At 61.3% G+C, this 16,578-nt stretch carries 17 protein-coding genes and 1 pseudogene; 10 read left to right on the top strand and 8 right to left on the bottom strand.

What is annotated here, in order from left to right:
- Positions 1–64: 64 nt before the first annotated feature.
- Both AC3FOF_RS37205 and AC3FOF_RS37200 read right to left on the bottom strand, forming a co-directional pair.
- Positions 65–1,126, bottom strand: a complete 1,062-nt coding sequence (locus AC3FOF_RS37205) for a hypothetical protein (protein ID WP_488729445.1) — start codon at positions 1,124–1,126, stop codon at positions 65–67.
- Positions 1,127–1,476: 350 nt separating this feature from the next.
- Complete coding sequence (locus AC3FOF_RS37200) at positions 1,477–4,326, bottom strand: esterase-like activity of phytase family protein (RefSeq protein WP_488729444.1); 2,850 nt, start codon at positions 4,324–4,326, stop codon at positions 1,477–1,479.
- A gap of 974 nt (positions 4,327–5,300) precedes the next feature.
- Between AC3FOF_RS37200 and AC3FOF_RS37195 the strand changes: the two genes are divergently transcribed.
- Positions 5,301–5,675 carry an AMP-binding protein gene (locus AC3FOF_RS37195; protein WP_488729443.1) on the top strand — a complete coding sequence of 125 codons (375 nt, stop codon included), beginning with the start codon at positions 5,301–5,303 and terminating at the stop codon, positions 5,673–5,675.
- 100 nt (positions 5,676–5,775) lie between these two features.
- Here the strand turns inward: AC3FOF_RS37195 and AC3FOF_RS37190 are convergent, their stop codons facing one another.
- Together AC3FOF_RS37190 and AC3FOF_RS37185 are read right to left on the bottom strand one after the other, a co-directional pair.
- The gene (locus AC3FOF_RS37190; protein ID WP_488729442.1) at positions 5,776–6,186 is read right to left on the bottom strand and encodes a hypothetical protein; all 411 of its coding nucleotides are present in this window, start codon (positions 6,184–6,186) and stop codon (positions 5,776–5,778) included.
- Positions 6,187–6,234: 48 nt separating this feature from the next.
- Positions 6,235–7,017 (bottom strand): COG4705 family protein, encoded by a 783-nt coding sequence (locus AC3FOF_RS37185; protein ID WP_488729441.1) that lies wholly within the window; start codon positions 7,015–7,017, stop codon positions 6,235–6,237.
- Positions 7,018–7,516: 499 nt separating this feature from the next.
- On the opposite strand from AC3FOF_RS37185, the gene AC3FOF_RS37180 reads away from it, so the two are divergent.
- The 5 genes from AC3FOF_RS37180 to AC3FOF_RS37160 all read left to right on the top strand — a co-directional run bounded on the left by AC3FOF_RS37180 (position 7,517) and on the right by AC3FOF_RS37160 (position 9,961).
- Positions 7,517–8,146, top strand: a complete 630-nt coding sequence (locus AC3FOF_RS37180; RefSeq protein WP_488729440.1) for a DsbA family oxidoreductase — start codon at positions 7,517–7,519, stop codon at positions 8,144–8,146.
- A 65-nt stretch (positions 8,147–8,211) separates the two neighbouring features.
- Positions 8,212–8,532 (top strand): DMT family transporter, encoded by a 321-nt coding sequence (locus AC3FOF_RS37175; RefSeq protein WP_276269558.1) that lies wholly within the window; start codon positions 8,212–8,214, stop codon positions 8,530–8,532.
- A gap of 59 nt (positions 8,533–8,591) precedes the next feature.
- A complete protein-coding gene (locus AC3FOF_RS37170) occupies positions 8,592–8,981 on the top strand; it encodes a DMT family transporter (RefSeq protein WP_488729439.1) in 390 nt (129 codons plus the stop codon).
- Complete coding sequence (locus tag AC3FOF_RS37165) at positions 8,978–9,466, top strand: nucleoside deaminase (RefSeq protein ID WP_488729438.1); 489 nt, start codon at positions 8,978–8,980, stop codon at positions 9,464–9,466. Before AC3FOF_RS37170 ends, AC3FOF_RS37165 begins: the two co-directional genes overlap by 4 nt.
- Before the next feature lie 84 nt (positions 9,467–9,550).
- Positions 9,551–9,961 (top strand): MarR family winged helix-turn-helix transcriptional regulator, encoded by a 411-nt coding sequence (locus tag AC3FOF_RS37160; RefSeq protein WP_488729437.1) that lies wholly within the window; start codon positions 9,551–9,553, stop codon positions 9,959–9,961.
- Between the two features lie 467 nt (positions 9,962–10,428).
- On the opposite strand, the gene AC3FOF_RS37155 is transcribed toward AC3FOF_RS37160, so the two are convergent.
- The 3 genes from AC3FOF_RS37155 to AC3FOF_RS37145 all read right to left on the bottom strand — a co-directional run bounded on the left by AC3FOF_RS37155 (position 10,429) and on the right by AC3FOF_RS37145 (position 13,437).
- Complete coding sequence (locus AC3FOF_RS37155; protein WP_488729436.1) at positions 10,429–11,136, bottom strand: DUF6544 family protein; 708 nt, start codon at positions 11,134–11,136, stop codon at positions 10,429–10,431.
- Between the two features lie 22 nt (positions 11,137–11,158).
- Positions 11,159–12,094, bottom strand: coding sequence for an Acg family FMN-binding oxidoreductase (locus tag AC3FOF_RS37150; RefSeq protein ID WP_488729435.1), 936 nt, complete (start codon positions 12,092–12,094; stop codon positions 11,159–11,161).
- A 350-nt stretch (positions 12,095–12,444) separates the two neighbouring features.
- Positions 12,445–13,437: a tyrosine-type recombinase/integrase gene (locus AC3FOF_RS37145; protein WP_488729434.1), complete on the bottom strand. Its 993-nt coding sequence runs from the start codon at positions 13,435–13,437 to the stop codon at positions 12,445–12,447.
- A 123-nt stretch (positions 13,438–13,560) separates the two neighbouring features.
- Between AC3FOF_RS37145 and AC3FOF_RS37140 the strand changes: the two are divergent.
- The 4 genes and pseudogenes from AC3FOF_RS37140 to AC3FOF_RS37125 form a co-directional block, all read left to right on the top strand.
- Positions 13,561–13,716, top strand: a pseudogene (locus AC3FOF_RS37140) (ISKra4-like element ISBusp5 family transposase); the annotation flags it as partial.
- Between the two features lie 465 nt (positions 13,717–14,181).
- Positions 14,182–14,259: a zinc-ribbon domain-containing protein gene (locus tag AC3FOF_RS37135; protein ID WP_488729479.1), complete on the top strand. Its 78-nt coding sequence runs from the start codon at positions 14,182–14,184 to the stop codon at positions 14,257–14,259.
- Between the two features lie 552 nt (positions 14,260–14,811).
- On the top strand, positions 14,812–15,027 hold the full coding sequence (locus AC3FOF_RS37130; protein WP_488729433.1) for a helix-turn-helix domain-containing protein: 216 nt from the start codon (positions 14,812–14,814) through the stop codon (positions 15,025–15,027).
- 496 nt (positions 15,028–15,523) lie between these two features.
- A complete protein-coding gene (locus AC3FOF_RS37125; protein ID WP_488729432.1) occupies positions 15,524–15,712 on the top strand; it encodes a hypothetical protein in 189 nt (62 codons plus the stop codon).
- A gap of 710 nt (positions 15,713–16,422) precedes the next feature.
- On the opposite strand, the gene AC3FOF_RS37120 is transcribed toward AC3FOF_RS37125, so the two are convergent.
- A complete protein-coding gene (locus AC3FOF_RS37120) occupies positions 16,423–16,572 on the bottom strand; it encodes a helix-turn-helix domain-containing protein (RefSeq protein WP_488729478.1) in 150 nt (49 codons plus the stop codon).
- Between the last annotated feature and the right edge of the window lie 6 nt (positions 16,573–16,578).

Here is a 16,578-nt window from a genome sequence, read left to right as displayed (position 1 = left end):
CGTGTATGCGATCATCCGCATCCAGCGAATGGTGCCGCGCCACGCCGCCAGTCGCGTACTGCCGCTACACTGGTCGTAGCGACACCTGCGACTGCCGGCTAGACGGCTTCAGGGGGATAGGAGCAATTTGCGACGTGCCCTTGCGCTTGCGGACCACTCGTTTGCCGAGTCGGACAGCATCGATCAGCTCTGTCCGCAGCTGATTGTTAGCCAACGCCTCTTCAACTGTCGCGCAATAGATCGGTGCCAACTTCTTGTAGCCGCCTGTGGTTGGGTGGATCTCGTTAGCCCAATCGCCGCTCACCCCCGTCGTGCCTGGCGCTGCTGGCGTCAATCCAGTTCGAAGGTCAGTCAGGTAGATCTTGGGATGATTGGCACTGATACGCGTCAGCAAGGCGAAGAATCGATCAAAGAGGTAGTCGCTGAGCTCCCGCCACGCACCACCGGCGTCGGGGATCGAGTACGTGTCAAGAGCGCGTGATAGCCACGGACCGGTAAGCCACGCGCCGGGTACTCCGCCCGTGCCTGCTGGCCGTGGCCGAGCGTAGCAATAGCTATGCAGAACGATCGGAGCGGATTGGGACTTGCTTCGCGGACCATCGCGCCAGTCGACCAGGTTCTGGAACACCCCTTGCAGATAGATCTCGAATGCGGCCCACCCGCTGTCGGAGACATAGCGCGAGGCGTCAGCCTGTGATCCCCATTCAGCAGGGAGCAACAATATTCGACGATTTCGAGGAACCTGGTTGCCCTTCGCATCCTCAGGCGGCGTGCCAAGCGCCGCGATAAGGTCATTGCCGCCAGCTGAGAGGAGGATGGCGTCCCACTTCTCCGAGAGCGGCCCGGTCAGAGCTGCCTCGAATGCAGGATCAAATACCCATTGCGACGACGGCGCCACGTTGACGATCTGGCCGAGCTCTGCTCCAGGCTGGGCGTAATTGACCGCACAAGCGGAAAAGTTGAACGCCATGTGCTGCGGCATGTTGGTAGTCAGGGCATCGGGAGGAAGGGCGCCGATCGAAAACCAGGAATCTCCCTGCATCAGGAATTTGTGACGAAATCCGATGCTTGGGTCCGGGTACGCCCGTCTCCAGTCGGTTGGTGTGAACAGCCGCAGTTGTTCCATTTTTATCTCCTCACTGGTGACGTGGCTTGGCGTTCCTCCGCGGAGGCCCTCTGCCGCCTTCACGGCTGTTCTCCGCACGCCGGGCGCACGCTGGCGCCAATGCGAACCTCGCAACCGCCCATGCCCGGCTTCACGTGCAGCTATAGTAGGTAACGCGAAGCCTAGCCCACATGAATAGTTTCTAATCCTGTCCTGAATGCAATTGAATTGTTCGGCCTTCCGATACTTGGCCCGGACGGCCGACAACCATCGCCACAGCCAGACTGCATCGATGTGTCCCGCAACGGCGTCGCGCCCGGCGCTCGGGCCGGGCGCGGGTTGTCGGCCGGGCGGGCCGACTGCGCTCTGTGCTACTTTGCCAGGTTCAACGCTTTAGGCAGGCGGATCTGGATGAACTCGTTGTCATCCGGGGCCTTCGTGCCGACGTGGCGGCCGACACTGAACGGATAGTTGTTGTCGTCGATGACCAACAGCGTGTTTGCGTCAAGCACCACGATGTCTTCGATGGTGTTGAAAGGCATGCCAAACGGATCGCCGATTGCCACATCGCCGGCGGCGCCACCCTTGCTGATCCCCGCCGGGTCGCGGAGCTTCATCAGGTTGGCCAGCTCCGTCTTGCCAACGTACTCGCCCGGCCTGCCCAGCGTCACCTGGAACAGCTTCTTGAAGCCGTTCAAATCGCCCTGCGAACCATCGCGCTCGATGATGATGCCTTCGGTCGCGTTGTACAGGATGAAGTCGCCGATGTTGGTGCCCTTGTCGTCAAGCTTGTACTTGTACTGCACGCCCGTGTATTGGCGCTTGGCGATGTCGAACTCGGAGATCAGCAGCGTCTTGCCGTCGTGGCCAGTCAGCGGCAGCTCCAGCAGCGGGTAGAGCTTCTTGCCATCGGGGCTGATCGCCATCCCTTCGAATCCGCCCGAGCGCTTGGCACGGACCGGGGCGGAGGTGACGGTGGAGCGGTACGGCCAGTACAGCCCCGCCATCCACGGCGTGTTGGCGCCGGCCTCGTCCTGCATGTTGGTGCCATCATCGGTGTTGGCAGGGTCGCCGTAGATGGGGAAGTCGCCGAACAGGTAGACCGTGCGAATCGCCGGGAACTTTTCCTGCACACGCAGCAGCGTGCGGAAATCGAAGCTCTGGATATCCGCGCGAAGCTGCATGTTGCGGCTAATGATCAGGTTCGCCAGCGTGTCGGCCATCGTGTTGGCGTCCACGGTGCGGCTCCGATAGACGTTGCCCTTGCCGTCCTTGTCACCGCGCGGGTTGATCTTGGTCTCGATGTTGAAGCGCACCTTCTGCGCGTTCGCGGCACGCTTGGCGGCCTGAGCGTGACTCTTGCCCGCGCCGGTCGTGTAGTAGCTCACGTAGGCATCGACTAGGTCGAAAATATCCTTCGCGGCCGGCACGACGTACGGACTGCCATAGCCCTTGGACGTGGCCAGTGCCGCCGAGACGGGCGAGAGCGCCGGATCATTGACCTGGCTCGCACCACGGAAAAGCTTGTCGCAGATGAAGGTGCTCTGGATCTGCGCGAGCGTCAGGCTCTTGATCAGCACCTCGTCGGCCGCGTTGTACGGGGCACCGTCCATGCGGCGGCACTTGACGGCCTCGATGTACGGATCGTGCTTGAGTACCGCCACGCCATCCAGCGTGATGCCGGCGTCGGTCTCTAGCGTCGTCATCAGGTTGTCGAGCGCTGCCTCCATGGCGGGAAGCGTATTCTCCGGACGCAGGTTGCGTGCGCCACGGTGTCCCTGAGCGTCGAACTTGGCCGGGTCGATCTGGCCATCCGCCAGCAGGTAGTCACCTGGCTTGCCGTCGCCATTGGCGTCGAAGGCGGCCACTGCTGCGTAGAGCAAGTCGGGCCGATCCGAAATGATGCCGTTGACGCCGGCCTTAAGAAGGGTGGTCATTTCCGTGCTGTCGTTGACCGTCCAGGTCACCACGCTATGGCCGGCGGCCTTGAGTGACGCCAGGTCGAGCGTATCGGAGACAGCCTTGGCAAGACCCGGTTGCGGATTCGCGCCACGTGCATAATGTGCGTTCGGGTTCGATTTCACGCCATTGGCATCGTACTTGAGCTGCACGTAGTACGGCGAAAACACCGGAGCGCGCTTGGCGCCGTACTGGAATGCGTGGGTACGCACGGCGTTCATGATCCGCACCGGCGTGGCCTCCTCCGAAAACGGATTCTGCGGCGAGCGGATCTGCTTGCCCGGATTCTCGAAGTCCGGCAACGGAATCGGCGCCTCCAGCAGCACGCCCTGCGCATCGGTATGCAGCAGGAACGGCCCGAACTCATCACCAAACCACAACGTGCCATCGGGCGCGCGCTGCATGCTCTCGATATCGAAGTCGGCACCGGTCAGCACGCGATCCGTCGTAAATTGGTTGGTGATGGCGAACGGCACCAGCTTGTTCGGATCCTTCAGCTCGATGAAGCTCTTGACGGTCACGCTGCCTGACCCACCCGCCGACGTCTTGAACACCGGCGCGACGGTGTAGACACGGAGATTGAAGTCGGCAGAATTCTCCAGCGAACCATAGCCATTGTCGGCCATCACCATGAAGGTTCCGTCGCTGTTCCGCAGCACGGCCGAGAAGCCCTGCACCGGCTGCGACGCGAATGGTGCCGTTGCGCCATTCAGGTCGCCGCTGATATAGCGCCCCGAGACCGGCCCCGTAGCAAACGTGGCGGCTGGCAGCACAGCACGGCCGACCAGAGTCGGTTCCGTCATGGCGGGGACGACGGACGCAGCGGGCGCGCTATTGTCGTCACCGCCGCAGGCGGCAAGCAAGGTGGCGGCCAGCAGCGCGCTCGCGAGCGCGGCGCCGGTCAGGCGAGAACGGAATTTGTCAGGATGCATGGCATGGCTCTCTTCTTGAGTGAGAAACAACCATATTGGTGTCTGGATGTTTCTTCGACATGACAATGTAGCGCCTGAGCCCACGCTGACCGGAGCCCTCGCGCCCCAAGAGACCGGCCGTGATGGACTACCATCGGTGCCCTTCCCCGTGGCGGAAATGCTGCTTGTCCTGGCGACGCCGGACGGGCCTGTGTTTTGCGCGTGGTGCGCCAAAACGTCGACCGGGATGAAGGTCCGCTTATCAGGATTGCGTGCGCAAAGTCTGATTCGCGCATGTATTTCGATGACATGCCTCTCGGGAAGCTGACGGAGCCGGCCGCCATGCTTCATCGGTGCATCCCATACGTGAGCGGATCACCGACATGCAGCCAGAAGAACAGCCACTTCGACTATCGCTGGAGGAACGGGTGATTGCGGAGCAGGAGGATCTCCGGCGCCTGCACGAGAAGAGCGTATTCAGGTGGAGTAGGCAAGCCGACCCTAAGGAAGGATGTGCTTTGGCAGCGGCTCGGGAGCCGCGCCGAACTTGCGAGCTTTTTCTGCCGCGCACTCTCAGACGCTCACCGCAATCTAGAATGCGCACTTAATATCTTGATTACGCACGTTAATGCCCTGCCCTCACGTGCCGACGGCGGGGATGAGAGCGGGACACCCAGGCTCAAGTTGTCCCCTGCGGTTGGAGAGGGCGTGGCACGCTTCCCTGCAGCGGACAGAGAACGGACGCGTCCCGGATACGGCTACGTGTTGGCCATGGAAGGGGAAATATCCGTCGGGTCAGGCGGCGTGAAGATGGCCCGCAGCGGCTGGCCATCTTCTCCCATCGCATCAAGCGATACGGCCCAACGGGCCATCGCGCTTCGTCCTCGATCCGAGATCCGATAGAGCGCCTTTGGCGAGATCCCAGGTTCGGGGCGGATTCATTCTGCTGCGATGCCGCACCGGCGCCCGTCTGGCCGCCTCGAGCGGTTGCCGCATCCAGTTCGTCTGCGTGTGCCGTTCGGATTGGGAAGTGGACGCCTGCTCCGCCACCAAAGCCGGCGCATCTAGGTCTAGGAGCTGCCCCTGGCCTAATGAACTGACGCACTCACATCGTCTTCTGGACGACGGCGGCAAACTGGCATTCAATTGACCACGCACCCTCAGCAATCCATCTGCGCTGCCGAAATGCAGATCCCTGCAGGGAACGGACAGAAGGAAGAACCGATCAGGGTGCGGCGGCGGCATGAAAGCGCTATCTGTTCGTCATGCCGGGCTGCCGGGGACAGGTGAAAAAAGAACGGCCAAGAGCAAAGGGAGACAGCAAAATGACCATACCCGACAGCGCAACATTGCTGGATTTCTTCCTGAAGCACGAAACGGAGCAGCGCGACAAGACCTATCTGATCCAGCCGCTGCCCGATGGCACAGTGGTTGCGTACAGTTGGAGCGAGGTCGGCAATCAAGCCAGGCGGATGGCCACCTATTTCCAATCGCTTGGCCTACCCAAAGGCAGCCGCGCCGCGCTGCTCGGTAGGAACAGCGCGCATTGGACCATTGCCGATTTGGCCACGAGCATGGCCGGCATAGTCAGCGTGCCGCTGTTCCCGGTGTACAGCGGCATTTCGGCACGCTATGCGCTCGGCCATCATGGCAATGATCTGCAGGTCGTTGGGAAACCAACTCAGCAATTCCGTCGGTAGCATCTGGGAGATTCGCTTCGGCAGTATGGCGAAGCGCATCCAGGCGGGCTTGCCGCGAAGGCGGCGCGGCGGTCGCGTGGCCTCGCCGCCCAGAACCTCATTACTTGCCTTTCATCTGGTCCATGATCTTGATCAGATCGGCCAGCGCCTGCTTACACGCCGCGGCGTTCGGCTTGCTCTCACGCAGCGCCGACAGGGCCCGGTCGATGGCTTTGTCTACGACGTGCCAATCGGCCGCTGCACGGGGTTTCAGGCCCGCCTCGGCCGAATCCCAGGACAACTCCAGGTCCTTGATGCGTTTCGTCGCCCCGGCCAGATCCCCTTTGTCGACGATGGCGGCGACGTCCACCGCAATGGCCCGGAAGGCGCCCAGATCCCCTAGCTTCGAGGGCGTCGCGGCCTGGGCAGCTCCGATCACGCCAATGGATGATGGTGCGGCATACCCTGCGGTCAACACCGCCAAACCGAACATGGCAGCAGCGACAGGGCGGGTGATACAAAGTGATTTCATCAAGTTCTCCTTTGAAAGTAGCGGAAGGGTTGGAATAGGCTGGTCAACTCATTGCGCCGGGACGGTTGCCACGGCCTGCCTGGCATTGCGCTGCGCCAAGGCGACCAGCCCGACAATGACCACGAGAAAGATGATGCTTGTCAACTTCGCACCGAGCCCGAGGCCACCATACGTCGGTGACTGCGACAGCAGATCCCCCATCGCCGCACCCAGCGGTCGCGTCAGGATGTAGGCAATCCAGAAGGTCAGCACCATGTTCGCCCCGAAAAAGAACGCCAATGCGGTGAGCGCGATCAGCGCGCCGAAGGCAACGACGCCCCATTGGAATCCCAGGCCCAAGGCTTCCGTCGCCAAGTCGCCGGCGGCAGTGCCAAGGGCAAAGGTGCACAGGATGGCGCCCCAATAGAAGAGTTCCCGGGGCCGGGTGTCGATGGCCTTGATCGAAAGCGTTCGCTCGTTCCAGAACCAAGTCGCGAATATCGCGACCAGCGCGGCAGCAAAGGCTGCCGCGCTGAGATAGAGACTGACGCCCATGCCATCGGTCAATGCGTCGGTGATCTGAGTACCCACCACGCTGACCAGCACGACGGTCAGCCAGTACATCCAGGGCACATAGCGCCGGGCCCGCAACTGCATGAACAGCGCGATTGCCAGCAAGGCCCCCATCACACTGGCCGTGAGGGCCTGGCCAAAACCGGCATCAACGGCCAGATAGTCGGCGACCGTCTCTCCGACCGTGGTCGACATGACCTTGATGATCCAGAAACCCAGGGTGACCTCTGGCACCTTGTTGAGCAGGCTGGGCATTTCCTTGTTCGACAGCAAATTCATGGCGGGCTCCGAAGCGATAAGTACAGCAATTTCGAGGCAGTCTGGCCGACCAGACTTAGGCCAAACATAGGGACTAGCGACGAGCCCAGCCGCGTCGGATCAAGACATCGTTTTCGAAATATCTGGCCGCGTAGGCCGCTGTGCCGACGCCCCCCATCGCAACAATGGCGACAGCAACCAGAGTTTTTTTGCTGAAGCGATACATAAAAACCTCTCCAAAGGAACGCTGACATTTGCGCATTGGTGAGACTATGGAGACAGACTTAGCTGTCACTGAGGCTGGACGCTTTCGCTTGGTCGTTTCTGCCCAGATTCGTCTTGTTGCAGGCGCAGTGTTTCGGCTTCCGACCATCGCTGCCCTGCCCTAGCTCTCGGCAAATTGGATCCTGAGCGATTTGCCCATGCTCTCCCGTTTAAATCTGCATGCACACACAAGTATCTTGACAGTCCAATTTGCCCTCATTAATATGCATGCACATGCAATCATATTGAAGACGATATGGCATCCATCACCATCTATTCCGACTACGTGTGCCCCTACTGTCTGCTTGCAGAAAAGGATCTGTCCAACGCAATCGGAGATCGGGACATCTCCGTCACCTGGCGTCCTTTTGAGCTGCGCCCTGCGCCAGAGCCGACGCTGAGGCCGGAGGATCCGTACCTGCCTTCTGTCTGGCAAAGATCCGTCTATCCCTTGGCTCTGAGTCTTGGTGTGCCGATCCGGCTGCCGTCGATCTCGCCCCAGCCGCGCACCGCCAAGGCGTTCGAAATCCTGGCGATGGCCCAGGACCAGGGACTCGATCACGCCTATTCCATGCGTGTCTTGCGGGCCTTCTTCCAGGAGGGGCGAGACATTGGCGACTCCGAATGCCTGATCGAGATCGCGGCTGAGGTTGGGCTTGACCCCGACAAGGCCCGGCAGGCGCTCGAAAGCGGAGCCTATGCCCAACGCCACCGTGAGGCGCAGCGCCATGCTCGCGAGGACATGCACATCACATCCGTTCCCACCATCGTCATCGGGAAGCTGATGTTCCGTGGCACGCCACCTCTGGGTGAACTCAAGCGTGCCATCGACCAACTCGAAAGCGAGGAAAAGGGCGATCAGCAGCCAACATCATCACACGCGTGAGCACCGTCTTCTCAACACCACACCCAACCGCCCCCCGGGGCACATTAACGAAAGGAACCTTCATCATGAATTGGCTTTATCTGGGCGCTGCGGTGATCTTTGAAATCGCGGTCGCCATCTCCGCAGGGAATGCAAAAGGATTCACCCGCCTGTGGTGGACGGTTGCCACGCTGGTCAGCGGTGCGATCGCTACCTTCTTCCTCAGCCTTGCGCTGCTGACCTTCGACGTCGGCGTGGGCTACGCCATCTGGACCTCCATCGCAGGCGTCGGCGTCGTTGTCCTGGGTGCGCTGTTCTTTGGGCAGCGGTTGACCTGGAGCAAATCTCTCGGAATCGCCCTGGTCATTGGCGGCGTCGTTGGCCTGCGGCTCAGCGGCGCGGCGTGAAGCAACGACAGACCATTACCTCATCGAACTTCCATCCCAACTCTAAAAGGTAACCCAAAATGACAACCACAGGCGAAGCGAACAAGGGCAACGGACGCGCATGGATCATGCTGCTGCTGGCCGGTGCCTTCGAGATCGGCTACGCGCTCAGCGTGGCGGGCAGCAAGGCGTTCACGGTGTTGAACTGGTCTATGGCTGCCGTGGTCTTCTTCCTGCTGACGCTGTACGCACTCAGTGTTGCCCTGAAAACCATCGACGTGGGAATCGGCTACGCGGCATGGGCGGGCATCGGCTCGGTGGGCGCGGCAGTCTTCGGCAGCGTTCTGCTCGACCAGCCACTCACGCTGACCCAGGCATTCTGGCTGGCAGTCATCATCGGTGGTGTCGTCTGGTTGAAGCTCGCCGACAGTGCCAAGCTCCAGGCCAGCAAGAGTCGGATGCCAGCATGATGGCATCCGACCTTGCCGAGCGCCTCACACAGCGCATGAACGATGCTGTAGCCTACTCCGTGGAGCATGTCCATAACGGCGGCATCCCTTTCACCGCCTTTGTGGTCGATGCCACTGGTGCAGTGCTTGGGCGCGGCGTCAATCGCGTTCGAGAGCATCATGACCCGACCGCGCACGCGGAGGTCGAGGCCATTCGTGATGCATGCCGGGCCACTGGCAGGCCGCATCTGCATGGGATGACGCTGCTGGCATCGGGAGAGCCCTGCGCGATGTGCTATCTCAGCGCGCTCTTCGCTGGCATATCGCACGTGCTCTTTGCGGTGGACCGGGATGAAGCGGCACGGTATGGGTTCGACTATCGCGGAACCTATACGGTATTCGCCAGTGACCCATCTGCATGGCACTCGCCCACCGTACACAAGCTGTCCATACCGGACGGGTTAGTTCCTTTCCTGGCGTTCCGATCAGGATTGCGTGCGTCATAGGCACACTTCTTTTGATATATACTTGCATGGGCATGCATATGTAAAAATATGCTGCCCATTGTTCAAGAGGAGTGCGACTCGGTTATGTCAACTAGAAGCGAATCATGGCTTAGACTGATTCAAGTCATCGCCAATGTCGAGGCCGATCTTGGGAAAGTGTTGCAAGCTCGGCACGGGCTTGGCCTTTCCGATTATCGCGCGCTCGAGGTATTGGCGCGTTCTCCGGACTGCGAACTTCGCATGCAGGAGTTGGCCTCGCATTTGCGCCTGAACCAGAGTTCGGTTTCGCGGATGGTCGAGCGCCTGGAGCGCAGCGAGTTCACCGTCCGCGATTTGTGTCCAGACGACAAGCGTGGGGTGTATACGGTTCTTACCGCAAAGGGCCGTGCATGCCTCGAGGAGGCTCAGCCCGACTACGAACGGGCGCTGGGTGCCGCCGTCAACGAGCATGGTGGCGAGAAGCTACTGTCATCGTACTTCGTGAAGGCAAGATAGGCGACCCTTCGGATGCTAGTGCAGTGGCAGCTGACCTACTTGAGGCCCAGGGCAGGCTGCCAGAGGCAATGAGGCCAGACTATGGAGATGGAGCTACGACAGCAGCCGCTGTGGCACACCTTCGATTGCTTGCGGAAAGCCTTTCCGGGGAAACGCCGGACGCACTCCAGCACGGCAGCGCAGCGCTGGCCGTGCCAGCCGAAGCCTTGGGTCAGCGCCCCGTGGTCACTTCGGCTGGGTCATGCATTACGGCGAGATCAGCGTATCGCTCTTCGCGCTGGCGAGCCTGCTGGTTCTTGGCTCGCTCGGCCCGGTGCGTCTGGCGGACATCGGGCCTCGCGGGAACCCTAGAGGTACTCGCAGCGCCAGACAGCTACACCAGATACCAGCCTGCGGCTGAGCTTGAATCTAGTCGCGGAAGAAGCTTCGCTTGTCTTGCCGGCAGTCAGTCGATTCCGAAGAAGGCACTATGCAACTGGAGCCCAATCGAGAAGGCTCCCTTCCCAGAGTACGACGCGTTCGCCCTCGATCTGCCAGCCAACTTCGGCCCTGAACGGCAGCCAATATCCGGCGTGCCGTCGATAGTCCGAGGCGCGCCCGAACCACAACCTGGGACAATAGCCAGATTTCGTGTACATGGGTCTGTCGGGTGCGGTCACAGAGGCCACGCGTCCATCTTCGTTCAATTCAATTGTGACCGTCGCAGTTCGACCTGGCTTGCCCGCCGTCACGGCAAAGCAATTCTCGTTCAGCACGGCCCAATGCAGATGCGGGTTGCGCACGATCGCCTGTGGCGCCCAGATGACTTCTGCCAGGTAGCGCATCAGCTCGGCTCGGTCGAGCTCGTCCGATGCCGGCATGCGCACGAGATGCAGAAAGCCAAGCGCTGTCACTTCAAGACGCCCCGTGCCACAGTCAAGCGCGTCAATAATGCGTACGCTGCCGAAAGGACCTGTCTGTGCGGTCCAGCAGAAGCTACAGCTGTCCAGAGCGATCGTCTGCGTGGCGCGGTACTTCGTCCACACGCCGCGCGCATCGCTGCGCATTCGGCCGGCCTGCGAAAAGCGCACCAACGTCTCCCCGTCGTCTGTTCCACACCCGAGTCGTGTTGCGAGGGCGCGCACCGGTCCGGGAAGCGAGTCAATCTCTTTGGCCACATAAGGCCGCATGTTCATCCCTACCCCTTCGGCACTTCGATCAGATCAGTACCGCAGAGACAGGGCGACGCGGCGCATACGGCATAGTAGGACCATAGCCGAAACGCAGGACCAGATCCGGCCGCTTTCCGGCCTCGCCAGCCAGCACCGCCAACGCAGACCGGAACGGTGTCACCTCGACGGGCTGGTTGATGAAAGCGCTTTTGAGGCCGAGCTGCGCAGCAGTAAGCAGAAAGCGTTGGCAGGCGCGGCCCGTTTCGACCCAGCTTGCCCGACCCGCCCTGTCGCCAATGAAGATCGCGAGCCCCGACGAAGACGCGATCTGGCGTGCCAACTTGTCGTTTTCGACTTTGGCATTGAGGAACAAGTCAAAAGCGTGCGGCCCGAGCCAGTCGGGCAGGACCGGGTTCCCCGTGCAGGCAGTATACAAGCCGTCCCCCTTTGCCATTGCCGCACGCGGATTGAAGCGCAGCCAACGCTTCAGTTCACCAACAAAACCGGGATCACCAAGTTGGACGCTATTGCCGGCGACTGCGAGGTCGCGCATCTGGCCGATCTGCCTTGCATCCGTCATCAGCACTACCCGCACACCGGGCCGCATGGCGGCCTGGACCAGCATGTCAAGATGATCATTCGGAACGGGCCTGCCATCGTAGAGTGCGCGAGTGGACTGCCGCCTCGCAATGGCGCCGAACAGCGGGTCGGACCGAGCGACGCCGGTCCCAAGCTGAAACTGCATGACACCGTCGTCGGTGCAGGTCCCCGCGCAGGTGTACCCCATTGCTTCGGCGGAAATGGCCAGATTCTCAGCAGCGCAACCTAAGCTGACAAACAAGTGATGATCGTCGGGATCGACAACGGGAGTGCGTCGGGCGAAATCCGGCAAGAGCCGAATTCCCTCGTTGCCGACCTGAAACAGCCACGGTTGGGTGTTATGGCTATTGGCTGCGAGCGAGGCATAACGGATCAGATCCAAGAGTACTGACTGCCGCCGCGGTGTGCGGCGGAGTGCCGCCGAATAGGCACTGTAGTCGGCCGTGGAACCCGATGCGTATCTCCAGGCGGAAATGCCTCCAGCGACACCAGCCATGAGGACGCCACCACCTACCAGCAAACTTCTCCGACTGAGCTTACCCATGTGATTTCGAGGCGATTCGGAACGATTCAATCCTAACGTGAGCCGGCCGGAGCATCTTGTGTCTGATCAAAAAACCATCGATGGCCCAGATCGGGGGAGCTCATCCTCGAGCTCGGCTATGGCCGCGGACCTGGTGGGTGACATCCGGAATTGGAGGTTGAGCGGGCCGCAACTGCCGGCAGGGGTGCCTATCCGCTACTGCGCAGCAACTGGCGCTCAGTTCGGCGGTATCTCGACGATGCCGGGCCTCGCCCTGGGGTCCAAAGGCAAAGCGAACCTGGTCGCCCGGCTCTGGGGCGCAGCCTGTGCAGCGCTTGCCGACCCGGCCCGTTCGATTTCCTTTGACATAGGCATAAATGGTACCGCGGCGCGCTTAACCCGCCCCCCTCCATCGAAGAAGGCGCTTCATTGCCACCATGTGCCACCCGTCTTCGGTCGTCATGTAGCGCGTGGGTAGCGCCGCAGCCAATGCGTACTGGCGGCCTCCAGCCGCGCTGCGCTGGTCGGCGAGGCACAGCGTGCCGACGCAATCCCTTGATCTGCTTGGAGAGAATGACAGGGCCGATGCCGGCTGCGGCATCGACGGGGTTGGCGGCGCATGCGCCGGCCCATGGCGCCCGCTCGCCCAGGTCGGTGGCGTGGCCGAGCAAGGCGACCCCGCCCGGGACCCGGTTGGCGCCCCGGTCGGTCGGATGGCCGCGTGCCACCAGATACGCGCCGAGCCGCGCGATCACCGCCGGCAGCACCGGCACGCGGAGCAGCTTGTTGCCCTTGCCCACCACTTCCAGCCACCAGCCTTCGATGCGTGCCCGGGTACCTGGCTGTGGCAGGCTGACCCACGCCAGGTGGGCGGTGGTGGCGGCGACCACCTCGGACAGACGCAGGCCGGTAGCGTACAGCAGGGGAAAGACGACCTGCAGGCGCTGGCGGGCCGAGGTGGGTGGCAGCGCGTCGAGCTGCGCCAGCACGAACGCCCATTGGTCCTCGGTCAGGCTGCGCCCCACATCCAGCGCCGGCCGCGCCTCGCGCGGCACGTGGATGCCGTGCCACGGGTTGCCCATCAGATAGTTCTGGTCGACCAGGAAGCGGTAGAGGTTGTTGAGCACGCCGAGCGCGTAGCCCTGCGCGCGCGGCGACGGCGCCACCGGTCGCGACGGCTGAGGGCGCGGCTCAACTGCCACGGCTGTCGTTCGACGCGGCGCCACGAACACAGTTTCAACTTCATGAGATCGAGGCTCCTGGCACTTACAAAATAAGCACAGTGCAAGCTTATAGCTTTGATCAGCTACCTCAATAGCATTCTTGATTCGCCAATCGATTAGCGAGCCCGGCAGCGTATTGGCCGACGAATTGCCACTGGCTTCGTCAAGTCATCTATCAATCGAATCATGGGACGCCGCATTTGTAAAAGCCAACATATGCGTTGGAGTCGTACGGGGGCACACAGTGTCGTGCAAGTGGCAGAGAGAGGTGAGGTGAGGTGAGGTGAGGTGAGTTGTGTCGCGAGACGAGGTACGCGGGCGCGCCTGCGGATGGCATGGTCGCCCTGCGCAGGCGGGCGACCATGCCGACCGGAGGTCCTCACGCCGCGTTGCCCCCCTTGGCAGGTGACCTGAGTTGCCAAACCCCGGATCAAGGTTGGGGCAGAAAACTAGGCGATTAATTGCATTTTGCTCGCCAGGGGATACTCGCCAGGAACACTCGACCCGCTCACCTCTCGTCTTCCCGTCGGCGTGAGTGATCACCCGTTCCCCACGACGTACCTTGTCGGCAGCGCTAGGGTTCCTGCTCCAGGCGCCGTCCTACGCTCCTCACATTCACCTTGTCGTTTGAGCACGGAAGTTGCCGCCCGCCCGGAAGCGTATGGCGCAGAAAAATCTGCGCCGTACGATATGACATCACACTGAAGCCGATCAGGGAGTGAGATGCGCTGCACAAGCTGCGGGCTCGAGAACCCCGCAGAAGCCAACTTCTGCGAGAAGTGCAGCGCCAAGCTTGCATGAAGCTGCCCGCACTGTGGCAAGAAGTTGAGCCTTACTTGACTAGTAGCAACTGAGTTCTTGCCCGACAGCGCGAATGCGGCAGTACAGGCCCGCGGAGCGCACCAAGCCGAATTCGAAACGTACCACTTGATTTCGGATCTTGCGCCAGTGATAGGGATCGGCGTACCGGCCTTGCCAGTACGCGGTGCAAGCTGCCACGCAGTACACGGCTTTGTCATACCTAGCCAATTGGCCCGCTTGATATTGCAGATAGTCCGCCACTAGTTCCTGCAGGCGAAGAGCCGGTTCTCGTTGGGGAAGCGGAAGAATCGTGGGCCTCAGTTCGGCCAAGGCCGCCCCCCACCGTATAGTACGGCGCGGCGCTACGCGCCAGATCGCCAGCGTGGCGCGTGGTCTGCCAGAGAAGATACAACCCACTCATCGTGAAAGCTCGCTCCTGATCGTCGCCTGCGGAACTGCCGGCAATCACAGTCGCATAGCGTACGCCATATACGCCACGAACGTCACGATTAGTGTGTGTACGATTGGTGTGCACCTACCACAGTAGGGGCCATGAAAACGACACTACGCTACCGCTTCGGCAAACGCATTCTTGAACTCAGGAAGGCGACCGGCTTATCCCAGGAGGCATTTGCCGATAGAGTTGGCTTTGCACGGACCTATATGAGTCGGATTGAAACTGGCCGCGCCAATCCCTCACTTGATGCGATAGAAACGCTGGCAACGGCACTCAAGATCACTGTGACTCAGCTATTCCAGCCTATTTGACCAGGCCTCGCCTTGGGAACCTTTGAAGCTGCCCAAGATATCCCGAAGATTGTGCTTTACAGACCACTTCGATGCGTTGCTTCGCGGTTTTGCCGCGCTGCATCCGGACTGCCTGCAGCGGGCCGTCTAGCTCAACTGCACTGAGACAGACGAAGAGTCTGGAGAAGGCGCCACCTAATGTAGTCCCATCAGTCGGGTCACCAGGAGTAAAGCCAGCGCTGCCGGGATCTTTGTGCTTGAGCAATTTTGGACTCTAGCCCTTCAAGCATGAACTCACCTCGAACTCAGCTAGCGTACCCAATTCTGCGAGACACCGATTGAGCCGCTAAAGATATGTGGAGGCCCGCGGTTGACGGGTAATGACAGCGAAGGTTCAATGTCGGCCAACCCTCAACTGGTGGCAGAGCTAACGCGCTACCGCCGCGCCCACAGCCCTGCCCGGCTGCCGACTGGCGGCGTGCGCGTGGCCCCGAATGGGAAAACAAATGGAAAAACCATGCTCGCCGCACTGGCCAGCGCATCGGCGCGCTGTCTGCGTCCTATCGCCGGCAATCACATGATCGACCTGCAGGTCGATCTACGGTTTGTGCGGAACAACCTGGGCCACGCTACGCTGGTCACCTCCAGCGCCTACCTGCATACAGAGGACGATGCCTGGCACGCGGCCACGCAGGAGCTGCGCTGAATCGGCTGGACGCCAACCACTGTGGTGCCAGCCGAGCCGGAGGCGGTGCCGTTGGACTCCACTGGCGGTACGCCCCGGAATTTTCACGTTCGTGAAAGTATCCGTGCCCCGTCACTCGGCCCTCGTGGCTGCGTTCGGCGGGTACGGCAGGCAGACGGGCAAGACCCCGCGTTCGTCACGCGAGAGGGGTGAGGTTCGGCGCGGGTGACGTCACACCCGTGCCGAGCTGTATCGCGAAAACGAGGCGCGGCACGCCAGTGCCCCAGCGGATGGATACACACCCTGCGCCGGCGGAAGACCCTGCCGGCCGGCGGCCTTGACGCCACCCGGCACCTTGACGCCCTGCCAGAAACCGCCGTCGCGCGCAAGGTCGCCGTGGAACTCGTCGGGCCGATCGGGTCGAGTGCCCGCGCGCTCACGGACTCGCCTTGTCCGCGTGCGCAGCGCTTCTCGGACAAACCGATGCGCCTTTTGGATTCGGCGCCAAAATATCTCAATAGCGCACGCAATCATCAATAAACGCAGATATTCCAATTACCCCATCTATGACTGGCTAGTTAGCCAGATATGGCACATCTAATATCCGCGCTGCGTTCCAAGTTCCCGTTGTTAACGTCCAAACGATCCGCCCGCGGAGAGAGGCGGATCGTCTGGCTTTCTTTGCCTCCACCGAGCGCAGGTTTCCCTCGACGGTGGAACTGGAGCCTTCCCTACCGCCTCGTAATCCGACGGGTCTGCGATGGCAGCTCGCCGAACGCATCGCGATACACCTTGGCGAACATGCCAAGGTGCTTGAACCCCCAGTGCATCGCGACTTCAGCAACCGACGCGTCATCGCTCTGCAGAAGTTCATTGCGCACGCCCTC

It is taken from the genome of Cupriavidus sp. 96C5-1 (genome assembly GCF_057798855.1).
Note: the sequence above shows the minus strand (reverse complement) of the source record. Positions and strands in the feature narration are given on the sequence as shown.

Coding starts and splice junctions, on each gene's coding strand:
- AC3FOF_RS37205 (WP_488729445.1), bottom strand. CDS start 1,126: ATGGAACAACTGCGGCTGTTCACACCAACCGACTGGAGACGGGCGTAC.
- AC3FOF_RS37200 (WP_488729444.1), bottom strand. CDS start 4,326: ATGAAGCATGGCGGCCGGCTCCGTCAGCTTCCCGAGAGGCATGTCATC.
- AC3FOF_RS37195 (WP_488729443.1), top strand. CDS start 5,301: ATGACCATACCCGACAGCGCAACATTGCTGGATTTCTTCCTGAAGCAC.
- AC3FOF_RS37190 (WP_488729442.1), bottom strand. CDS start 6,186: ATGAAATCACTTTGTATCACCCGCCCTGTCGCTGCTGCCATGTTCGGT.
- AC3FOF_RS37185 (WP_488729441.1), bottom strand. CDS start 7,017: ATGAATTTGCTGTCGAACAAGGAAATGCCCAGCCTGCTCAACAAGGTG.
- AC3FOF_RS37180 (WP_488729440.1), top strand. CDS start 7,517: ATGGCATCCATCACCATCTATTCCGACTACGTGTGCCCCTACTGTCTG.
- AC3FOF_RS37175 (WP_276269558.1), top strand. CDS start 8,212: ATGAATTGGCTTTATCTGGGCGCTGCGGTGATCTTTGAAATCGCGGTC.
- AC3FOF_RS37170 (WP_488729439.1), top strand. CDS start 8,592: ATGACAACCACAGGCGAAGCGAACAAGGGCAACGGACGCGCATGGATC.
- AC3FOF_RS37165 (WP_488729438.1), top strand. CDS start 8,978: ATGATGGCATCCGACCTTGCCGAGCGCCTCACACAGCGCATGAACGAT.
- AC3FOF_RS37160 (WP_488729437.1), top strand. CDS start 9,551: ATGTCAACTAGAAGCGAATCATGGCTTAGACTGATTCAAGTCATCGCC.
- AC3FOF_RS37155 (WP_488729436.1), bottom strand. CDS start 11,136: ATGAACATGCGGCCTTATGTGGCCAAAGAGATTGACTCGCTTCCCGGA.
- AC3FOF_RS37135 (WP_488729479.1), top strand. CDS start 14,182: ATGCGCTGCACAAGCTGCGGGCTCGAGAACCCCGCAGAAGCCAACTTC.
- AC3FOF_RS37130 (WP_488729433.1), top strand. CDS start 14,812: ATGAAAACGACACTACGCTACCGCTTCGGCAAACGCATTCTTGAACTC.
- AC3FOF_RS37125 (WP_488729432.1), top strand. CDS start 15,524: ATGCTCGCCGCACTGGCCAGCGCATCGGCGCGCTGTCTGCGTCCTATC.